This is a genomic window from Actinomyces sp. MRS3W, from assembly GCF_032465695.1.
GTDB lineage: Bacteria > Actinomycetota > Actinomycetes > Actinomycetales > Actinomycetaceae > Actinomyces.
In genome coordinates this window covers 1-1,251 of the sequence record NZ_JAWDJJ010000001.1, presented here as the reverse complement: position 1 = coordinate 1,251, position 1,251 = coordinate 1, and the positions used below count along the sequence as shown (strand labels likewise).

At 67.9% G+C, this 1,251-nt stretch carries 2 protein-coding genes; both read right to left on the bottom strand.

Features of this window, described 5'->3' with window-relative positions; genetic code table 11:
- The coding region (gene cydB / locus RWX45_RS00010; RefSeq protein WP_316021751.1) for a cytochrome d ubiquinol oxidase subunit II at nt 1-463 on the bottom strand (463 nt) is incomplete at its 3' end.
- Between the two features lie 40 nt (nt 464-503).
- Nucleotides 504-1,251, bottom strand: a 748-nt coding sequence (locus tag RWX45_RS00005; RefSeq protein ID WP_316021750.1) for a cytochrome ubiquinol oxidase subunit I, incomplete at its 5' end; no start/stop codon positions are given.

Genomic DNA, 1,251 nt, shown 5'->3' with positions numbered 1-1,251 from the left:
GCACCACCCCGCCGCTGGCGGTGTCGACCACCTCGATGGGCATGCCCTGCACCAGGTTCGCGAAGGCGGCGCCCCACAGGATCGAGGGGATCCATGCGGCTACGGTGTGCGCCCAGTCCCAGCGGTCGCGCCAGGCCTGGTCGTTGATCTTGCCGCGCCACTCGATGGCGCACACACGCACGATGAGGCACAGCAGAATGAGGAAGAGCACGAGGTACGCCCCGGAGAACAGCGTGCCGTACCACTCGGGGAAGGCGGCGAAGGTGGCGCCCCCGGCGGTCAGCAGCCACACCTCGTTGCCGTCCCAATGGGGGCCGATGGTGCCCACCATGGCACGGCGTTCGCGCTCATTGCGGCCGAGGAGCCTGAGCAGCATGCCCACTCCGAAGTCGAAGCCCTCCAGGGTGAGGTAGCCGACCCAGAGGATCGCGATGAGGATGAACCAGAGGACGGAGAGTGTCACGGCGGGCTCCACGTGCTAGTCGGTGCGGGGCAACAGACGGTCAGTACTGGAAGGACAGCGGCGCTGCGACGTCGCCGGTCGGGCGATCCGGGTCGAGGGCGTCGGCCGTCTGGGTGCGCACGCCCTCCTGGACGTAGCGGCGCAGCAGAAGGAACCAGGTGACGCCGAGGGCGGCGTACAGGAGGGTGAAGACGATCATCGAGGTCAACACGGTGCCGGAGGTGACCGTGGGGGAGACGCCGTCGGCGGTGAGCATGTAGACCTGGGAGACGGGATCGGCGAGGTTGGGGACCACCACCCACGGCTGGCGGCCCATCTCGGTGAGGATCCAGCCGAAGGAACAGGCGACGAAGGGGAGCCACATGCTCCACAGCGCAATCTTGCCGAGCAGTGGGGACGAGACCAGGCGATTCCGGCGGGTGAGCCACAGGGCGGCGGCCCCGATGGCGATGCAGATCATGCCCAGGCCGATCATGAGGCGGAAGGACCAGAAGGTGACCATCTCGTTGGGCGTGTAGTCCACGCCCTCGCCGTAGCGCTCGGCGTAGAGCTGCTGGGCGTCGTTGAGCCCCATGATCTCGGCCTGCGGATCATTGGTGGCCATGAAGGAGTAGACGTAGGGGACGGTGAGCAGGTGAACCGCGGTGCCGTCCGTGCAGCTGCCGAAGGCGGCCACGGTGAAGCCTGCGCCGGACTCGGTCTCGCACAGCATCTCCGCCGCCGCCATCTTGGCGGGCTGCTCCGCGGCGACGACTTGGCCCTGAATGTGTCCGGAGCCGATGGTGATC